Origin of the sequence: Bacillus sp. SG-1 (assembly GCF_000181495.1) — a bacterium.
Taxonomy (GTDB): domain Bacteria; phylum Bacillota; class Bacilli; order Bacillales; family Bacillaceae_B; genus Rossellomorea.
In genome coordinates this window covers 33,760-42,199 of record NZ_ABCF01000020.1, presented here as the reverse complement: position 1 = coordinate 42,199, position 8,440 = coordinate 33,760, and the positions used below count along the sequence as shown (strand labels likewise).

Below are 8,440 nucleotides of genomic sequence, written 5' to 3'. Positions count from 1 at the left end.
AGCGTTGAGAAGCTGCGTCACCCAAGCCGAAGCAAGCGCTTGAAAGACTTCTTGGAATAGAATAATTTTAGCAAATAGTTTACTTTCCTTCAGGGGGGTAAACTATTTTTGTTTTAAAAAAGGGTTCCGATGTATTTACGGCGAAAATTACAATACGGGATGTGGATCTATGGATACTAAATCACAAAAAACAAACATCATCATTAACGAAATTCTTTTTTGGAAACAAAATAAGATGCTGCCTGACCATTATTGCGATTACCTGCTTGCACTCTATAATCAGGGTGAAGACATGGAGAATATGGACAGGAAGAAATCAAAGCGCCTGCCGGCTGTTCTTTTTTCGTCAGCCCTTTTTATGTCGCTGATTCCGTTTTCATTATTTGTCATTTATTTTACTGAATTGTCATTTGTTTTGCAAACAGCGATTTTGACGGGTTTTGTCGTCTTATTAATTTTTGCTGCAATTTATTATTCTAAGAAAGAGATAATTTCACCTGTTATTTATATAACTACAGCTATTATTGTCCTTATTTACTCCGTGAACTTCAGTGATGCAATCTTTCAGGGAGACAAGTTGATTACATATATTATCCTGTTTTGCAATTGTTTCCTTTGGTCTTTGGCGGGCCTCTATTTTAAAATGCTGTATTTCACAATAGCAGGGGCAGCAGGAATCCTTATTTTGATTATCTCTATCGTGATATAATATCGCAATTTTAAAAAGTTTTTAAAAGTTGAGAAAATTACATCTATCCTTTTATAATAATAGTGTAAGCGCGTACAAATGATTTTTAGCACAGTAAATTTCGGGTGTTGTTTGCTTATGTACGTTGCACTTTGATTTTTCGATGTCAAAGATGTTTGCATATTAAGGGGGATGGACATGAATTTTGATTTGACTTCAGAACAACAGATGATTCAAAAAACAATACGGGATTTCGCCAGGGAAGAAGTTGCTCCCGGGGCATTAGAAAGGGATCGGACAAAAGAATTTCCAAAAGAAGCATTTAAAAAGTTAGCTGATCTTGGAATGATGGGACTGCCTTTTCCCGAAGAATACGGCGGAGCTGGCGGAGATACGGTGAGTTTTGCCATTGTGACAGAAGAATTGAGCAAAGCGTGTGCCTCTACTGGTATCACATATTCTGCTCATATTTCTTTGGGCGGTGCCCCTATAAATATGTTTGGAACAGAAGAACAAAAACACAAGTATTTAACACCTATTTGTACCGGTGAATCTTTTGGCGCATTTGGGCTGACGGAACCCAATGCCGGATCTGATGCAGGGGGAACTCAGACCACGGCTGTCAAAGAGGGCGATGAATATGTAATCAATGGAAATAAGAGTTTTATTACGAACGCTAGCTATGCCAAACATCTTGCTCTGACAGCAATTACGAACCGGAGTGAAGACGGCAGCAAAGAGATCAGTGCCATTATCGTACCAACGGATGCTGAAGGGTTTACAGTCGTTGATAATTACGAAAAGATGGGACTGAATGCTTCCAACACAACTGAGCTTGTTTTGGAAAACGTAAGAGTTCCCGAAGAAAATCTTCTTGGGAAAAAAGGAGAAGGCTTTAAGCAGTTCCTTTCTACACTGGACGGCGGCCGTATTGGTATCGGGGCAATGGCATTGGGAATTGCTGAAGCGGCATTTGAAAAAGCTCTTCAATATTCTAAGGAAAGAAAACAATTCGGCAGACCTTTATCACAGTTTCAGGTGACTCAATTTAAGTTAGCGGATATGGCGATGAAAATTGAATTGGCGAGAAACATGATCTTTAAAGCAGCATGGCTTAAAGATCAAGGCAGGCCTTTCGCAAAAGAAGCTTCCATGTGCAAACTGTATGCATCTGAAGTGGCGATGGAAATTGCGGATGAAGCCATTCAAATCCATGGAGGATATGGCTATATGAAAGAGTATGAAGTGGAGCGCTACATGCGTGACGCGAAGCTGCTTGAGATAGGGGAAGGTACATCTGAAGTACAGAGAATGGTCATTTCCCGTTTAATCGGCTGTTAATAAGAATGATCCAAGCCTGGAATCTGATTCCGGGCTTTTTTTTATTTCGGTGTAGGGTATTTTTCTTAGAAACTGTTTTCCTTACCATTTAAAGGTAAGCGGATTAGCGGATTCACGGGGATAATACCCCTGTTTCTTTATATTCTCCAGTGGTTGCAGCAGCTGATCCGTGCAGCTTCGCTTTAGTTTTTGACTATTTTGCGACAAACGTCGAAAAATTGGGGTTAGGACTTTTACTTTCGTCCTTTTTAAAGTAAAATATATATTGTTTATAATAAACAGATTCTGTATTATCAATCGTTACATAAGGGAGGTTAATCTATGAATCGCAATCCGATCATTCCATTCATTTTAATTATGGTTTTTGGAATCGGCCTTGTTTTCTTCATGTCTTTGGAAGGTTTGAACAACTCTGAAGAAATGGCAGAAGAGCATGGTGAGCAAGGAGCTGAAGGTGAAGCTGAGGGCGGCGGAACTGCTGAAGGCGGAGAATTTGACCCTGAGGCACATTATCAGCAGGCATGTATTTCTTGTCACGGCGGTAACTATGAAGGCGGTGCAGGTCCTGCATTAACTGGAGTAGGTGAACGTTTGTCAGCTGATGAGATTAAGAATATACTTCAGAATGGTAAAGGCATTATGCCTGGAAATCTTGTTCCGGCTGAAAATCTTGATGCTATGACTGAATGGTTAATGTCATTATAATCCTTAAAAAGTTCTTTGCATGTGCAAAGAACTTTTTTTTGTTGCAAAACTTGGTTAGAATGAGAAACGTAAACCTTAACTATTACTGGCGGCAATTAATTACTAAATACATATAAAAAGGTGAAAATATGAATGCTGAAAAATTATCGAAAAGATTAGAAACCGTAGTTTCGTTTATTCCTGAGGGCTCCAGAATCGCCGACATCGGCTCTGACCATGCCTATCTGCCTTGTTATGCAGTAGACAAAGGAATCGCTGCTTCCGGCATAGCTGGAGAAGTAGCAGAGGGGCCATATCAGTCTGCAGTTAAGCAAGTAAAGTATTCACAGTTGGAAGATGTCATCACTGTTCGAAAAGGAGACGGTCTTGAGGTCATTTCCCCGAACGAAACAGACTGCATCACGATTGCGGGTATGGGCGGCGCTTTGATTGCCAGTATCCTGGAAAAAGGTAAAGATAAGCTGGAAGGGGTCAGCAGGCTGATTCTCCAGCCCAACGTAGCCGCCATTGCCATCAGAAAATGGCTGCTTGAAAACGGATGGGAGTTAAAGGCTGAAAGGATATTAGAAGAAGATCATAAAATTTATGAAGTGTTAGTGGCTGATAAAGGAAATCCGGAAACGCCATATGAACAGCTGGAAACTGAGTTGCTGCTTGGTCCTTTTCTTTCGAAAGAGAAAAGCTCCGTGTTTAAGACTAAATGGGGGCAGGAATTAAAACAGTGGAGAAACATTTTAGAGAACATGAAACAAGCTGATGACTCTTCTGAATTAAGGGAGAGAAAAGCTGAGATTGTGAAAAAAATCGAGATAGTTGAGGAGGTATTGGATGAAAAGCGTTAACGGTCATGAAATCATATCTCTATTCGAAACGCTGGCTCCGAAAGAGCTGGCTGAAGATGGTGATAAGATCGGGCTTCAGATAGGCCGCCTAAATCAAAAAGTTGATAAAGTGATGGTTTCCCTTGATGTTCTTGAGGAAGTAGTGGACGAAGCCGTTGAAAAGGGTGTGAAATTGATCATCGCTCACCATCCACCCTTATTCCGTTCTTTGAAGGCGATTAAAACGGACACTGTTCAAGGCAGAATGATAGAAAAGCTCATTAAAAATGATATTTCTGTTTATGCGGCGCATACAAATCTGGATGTAGCTAAAGGCGGAGTAAATGACTTATTGGCTGAAGCTCTTGAACTGAAAGATACCAAACTTTTATTGCCTACGTATAAAGAGAAACTAAAGAAGCTTTCCGTATTTGTTCCTAAAGAAGACGCTGTAAAAGTACGAAAAGCTTTGGGTGATGCCGGTGCAGGCCATATAGGCAACTATAGCCATTGTTCATTTTCAAGTGAGGGAACAGGCAGGTTTCTACCTGGAGAAGGCACAGATCCTCATATAGGGCAGCAAGGGAAATTGGAAGAAGTGCAGGAAGTAAAAATTGAATCCATCTATCCTACAAAGTTGGAAAAAAAGGTGTTGTCTGCGCTTTTCAAAAGTCATCCTTATGAAGAGGTGGCTTACGATATCATGCTTTTAGAAAATGAGGGGGAAACCCTGGGACTTGGAAGAGTCGGGACACTCGCAGCGCCTATGTCCCTGAAGGAATTTGCTGCTTACGCAAAAGAAAAGCTGCAAGTTGAAAATGTTCGAGTGACGGGTAATTTAAAGGACTCCGTCCAAAAGGTAGCAGTCCTTGGCGGTGATGGTAATAAATTCATTCATAATGCCAAATTCTCCGGAGCCGATGTGTTTGTAACAGGGGATTTATATTATCACACGGCACATGATGCGATGATGCTTGGGTTGAATGTTCTGGATGCCGGGCATCACATCGAGAAGGTCATGAAAGAAGGAGTCGCCCGGTGGATGACTGAAAAGAGCCGGGAGAAGGGTATGAATGTGGAGTACCTGGTTTCAGAAGTGAATACTGATCCATTTACATTTTTATAAGGCTCTTTTCTTAAACTTCCTTGTTATTTAATATAAATAAAAAAAGAGCTGCTTTCCCTATCCAGAGAGAAAAACTCTGTACCCAGGGGGGACTTTTCCGCAAGCAACAATCTGCAGGGAAACAACCTATTATAAAATGAAAGAAGGCATTCGTCACGAATGCCTTCTTCTTTATTCTACAGCTGTTTTTGGTTTCTTGACTTTAGGAAGTATTTTATTCAACGGCACTTTCTTTTCACGTGTCCATGTCTCTTCATTTTCAGGATCGAACTGTGCTATGAAGTTCATGACTTCCTTGACAATCGGTGTAGGAGTGGAAGCGCCTGCTGTGACGGCCACCAACTCTGCATCCTTAATCCAGTCAATCTCCAGTTCGCTGATGTCGGCAATGCGGTAAGCCTTTGTTCCAGCAACTTCTTCCGACACTTGAGCAAGACGGTTGGAGTTATTGCTTTTGGGATCACCGACTACAATAAGGACATCTGCTTCGCCTGCTTGCTCAGCCACAGCTTCTTGTCTTACTTGTGTCGCCAGGCAGATTTCTTTGTGTACTTCTACATGAGGGTATTTCTCTTTGACTATTTCCATCACATCCGCAACGTCCCATTGGCTCATGGTCGTTTGGTTCGTTACAATGATTTTTTTGTTTTTGATATCAAGCTTTTGGACATCTTCCATTGTTTCAACAAGGTGAACAATTTCCGGTGCTACACCAACAGCACCTTCCGGCTCGGGGTGTCCTTTCTTACCGATATAGATGACGTCAAACCCTTCAGCTTCTTTTTCTCGGATTAAATCATGTGTCCTTGTTACATCGGGGCAAGTTGCGTCCAAAGTGACAAGTCCTTTTTCTTTGGCTAGCTTTTTCACTTCCGGAGAAACTCCGTGAGCTGTGAAGATAACCGTTCCTTCATTCACCTGGTCCAGGATTTCTTTGCGGTTCTTTCCGTCCAGTGTTATGATGCCTTCTTCTTCAAATGCATCGGTAACATGTTTATTATGGACGATCATACCAAGGATATAAATCGGCCTTGGCAGGGATTTATCTAATGCAGCGTTGCGGGCAATGACCATCGCGTCCACGACACCGTAGCAATAGCCTCTCGGCGTAATTTTTTTTACATTCATATTTGAAATCCTCCTGTGGATAAAGTCGGATGTTTACATAAACCTACAGGTTCATTATAAAGTAGATTTGTACTGATGACAAAGAATCTTTTCTACAGGCCGTTGAACAAGACTCGTTGAAGGCCTTACTAATTCACATGAAAGTAAGGAGATTATGAAGAAGTAAGGAAGGCATCATTGAAGAAAGAAAAAGAAATGATGCCCCGCCCGCCGCAAGTCCAGGCCATCATCCAAGTAAGAAAAAGAAGAGAACCCCAAATAAAAAACGCCCTCAATGGAGAGCAGTCAGTTAGACATATAATTTCGGCTGAGAACCGCCTTTTGTCTGTGTTTTTTTTGTTCTTTCCGACACATGGGTCTTCTTCTGTTTTTTCTTAGGTCTTTTACTTTTGGGTTCGGATTCAGAATGAACTTCAATACTCTCTTCTTCTTGGATCTCATTACTGGATTCATCACCAGAATCCTCATTTTCGACTTCAGCGGCACTCAGTCCCCTGTAAAGCTTCCACATGGCGGGAAGGTTTTTAACCAGCGGTCCATATTGCTGAACTTGTTGAAGCATGGGTCCTACTTGCTGGGCTGTTTTTAAAACTTGCTGGGTATTGTTGAGAAAACCATTGAGAGAACCTGGGTTGAGCATGTTCTTTAAAAAAGAACCTCCCCCGGCTTGTGTGTTTCGTTGAAATCCTGCAGCTCCTTGAAGTGGATTGAATTGAGATGCGGCAGTTTGTGATGAACCGCCCCTGTTAAGGATCTTTGCTAAAAGCCCACCGGATTTCCTGCCTGCGCCTCCCTGAAAGTTTCCTTGCATCCCTCTAGGATTCATCATCCCAAATCCTGAAGGGCCGGGCCCCCTCATCCCTCTCATTCCTTGATAAGGATGTTGTCGGAAAGAGTTTGGATTAAATGGCATTTGCTGTCTTGGCGGCATAATAGGCCTCCTTTCTGTTTTCGCGCATAAGGTCTCTTAATACAATATGCAGATCGGGAAAAAACGTCTAAAGAAAAGGCGGAATTTAATAAATTTGTCTATCTGCTAGAACTTTTAAAAATTGTTTATTATAATGAAGAGATGAAATTTTGTCTGAGAAGAATTGATTTGTAAAATTATGCAGGTATATTTTGAATTTGCGGGAAAAAACGGTATTGTAGTATAAGAAGGGCTTTTTAGCTTTCAATATGCTTCTTTGTCTATTCCCAAATGCGGAACACTTAAGAAAAACTGTATGAATAACAAAGCGGAAAAATCAAAGATAATCTCTTCAAATAAATAATGCTAATTTAAGGAGTGATAACATGGGAAATCAATTTGAACAATATGATTTTCAGCCATTTATCAATGAAGCCATTGAGAGGCTGGGCTTTATAGAGCCTACTGAGATACAGAAGAAAATGATTCCTTTGATCAACAGAGGAGAAAGTGCAATCGGTCAGTCACAGACTGGGACAGGGAAAACCCATTCATACCTGCTGCCGATTTTGAACAAAATCAACAGGAATTCTCAAGAGGTGCAAGCCGTAATCACAGCGCCGACTAGAGAGCTTGCACAGCAGATTTATCAGGAAATATTGAAAATCACCAATGAAGAGGAAATTACATCCCGCTGCTTTATTGGCGGAACAGATAAACAGCGTATGATAGATAAGCTGAAGACACAGCCGCAAATCGTAGTCGGTACCCCTGGAAGAATCAATGATCTTGTTAAAGAAGGGGCTCTGCTGGTCCATAGAGCAGACATGCTTGTAGTGGATGAAGCGGACTTGATGCTTGATATGGGCTTTATTTTTGATGTGGACCAAATAGCTGCTAGAATGCCTGAGAAGCTAAAGATACTTGTTTTTTCTGCCACAATCCCTGAGAAATTAAAGCCTTTCTTGAAGAAGTATATGGAAAATCCTCAGTATGCTCATGTAGAACCTGAACATATTTCAGCTAAGAATATTAAACATATTTTGCTGCCAAGAAAGAGCCGCAATAAAGATGATCTTCTTTATGATGCATTATCTTCCCTTAACCCTTATTTGGCTATCGTCTTTACAAATACAAAAGCGAAGGCAGATGAAGTCGCTGATTACTTATTGAGCAAAGGGATGAAAGTTGGAAGGATCCATGGAGACCTTTCCCCGCGTGAAAGAAAGAAAATGATGAAACAAATCCGTGCATTGGAGTATCAATACATTGTCGCAACAGATCTTGCGGCAAGAGGAATTGATATTGAAGGCGTCAGCCATATTATCAATTACGAGATTCCCGGTGAACTTGATTTCTACATTCACAGAACGGGACGAACGGCAAGAGCTGGCTATTCAGGTATAGCTGTGACGATTTATGAGCCTTCTGATGAGGATGCTCTGAATCAGTTGGAAAAGATGGGAATCACATTTGAAAATCAGGACCTCATCCGTGGAGAATGGAAAGAGTTGGCCGATCGAAACAAACGTAAACACCGCCAGAAGACAGGGGACGAAATTGACCAAAAGGCGAAATCACTTGTCCGTAAGCCGAAAAAGGTCAAGCCTGGCTATAAGAAGAAGATGCAATATAAAATGGATCAAATCAAGAAACGTGAAAGACGTGTAAAAAGACGGAATAATTCTTGATAGAACAGAGGAATATGCAAGGGAGTTGGA

8 protein-coding genes are annotated in these 8,440 nt (G+C 41.2%); 6 read left to right on the top strand and 2 right to left on the bottom strand.

Features of this window, described 5'->3' with window-relative positions; genetic code table 11:
- The first annotated feature begins 169 nt into the window (after positions 1–169).
- The 5 genes from BSG1_RS10745 to BSG1_RS10725 all read left to right on the top strand — a co-directional run bounded on the left by BSG1_RS10745 (position 170) and on the right by BSG1_RS10725 (position 4,681).
- On the top strand, positions 170–709 hold the full coding sequence (locus tag BSG1_RS10745) for a hypothetical protein (protein WP_006837042.1): 540 nt from the start codon (positions 170–172) through the stop codon (positions 707–709).
- Between the two features lie 177 nt (positions 710–886).
- On the top strand, positions 887–2,029 hold the full coding sequence (locus BSG1_RS10740; RefSeq protein ID WP_006837041.1) for an acyl-CoA dehydrogenase: 1,143 nt from the start codon (positions 887–889) through the stop codon (positions 2,027–2,029).
- Positions 2,030–2,350: 321 nt separating this feature from the next.
- On the top strand, positions 2,351–2,734 hold the full coding sequence (gene cccA / locus BSG1_RS10735) for a cytochrome c550 (protein WP_006837040.1): 384 nt from the start codon (positions 2,351–2,353) through the stop codon (positions 2,732–2,734).
- Between the two features lie 128 nt (positions 2,735–2,862).
- Positions 2,863–3,576, top strand: a complete 714-nt coding sequence (locus tag BSG1_RS10730; protein ID WP_006837039.1) for a tRNA (adenine(22)-N(1))-methyltransferase — start codon at positions 2,863–2,865, stop codon at positions 3,574–3,576.
- Positions 3,563–4,681, top strand: a complete 1,119-nt coding sequence (locus tag BSG1_RS10725; RefSeq protein WP_006837038.1) for a Nif3-like dinuclear metal center hexameric protein — start codon at positions 3,563–3,565, stop codon at positions 4,679–4,681. The genes BSG1_RS10730 and BSG1_RS10725 overlap by 14 nt, the downstream gene beginning before the upstream one ends.
- Positions 4,682–4,852: 171 nt before the next feature.
- Here the strand turns inward: BSG1_RS10725 and BSG1_RS10720 are convergent, their stop codons facing one another.
- Both BSG1_RS10720 and vrrA read right to left on the bottom strand, forming a co-directional pair.
- A complete protein-coding gene (locus BSG1_RS10720) occupies positions 4,853–5,809 on the bottom strand; it encodes a 4-hydroxy-3-methylbut-2-enyl diphosphate reductase (RefSeq protein WP_006837037.1) in 957 nt (318 codons plus the stop codon).
- A gap of 289 nt (positions 5,810–6,098) precedes the next feature.
- On the bottom strand, positions 6,099–6,740 hold the full coding sequence (gene vrrA / locus BSG1_RS10715) for a VrrA/YqfQ family protein (protein ID WP_006837036.1): 642 nt from the start codon (positions 6,738–6,740) through the stop codon (positions 6,099–6,101).
- A 365-nt stretch (positions 6,741–7,105) separates the two neighbouring features.
- On the opposite strand from vrrA, the gene BSG1_RS10710 reads away from it, so the two are divergent.
- A complete protein-coding gene (locus BSG1_RS10710; RefSeq protein ID WP_006837035.1) occupies positions 7,106–8,410 on the top strand; it encodes a DEAD/DEAH box helicase in 1,305 nt (434 codons plus the stop codon).
- Positions 8,411–8,440 lie beyond the last annotated feature (30 nt).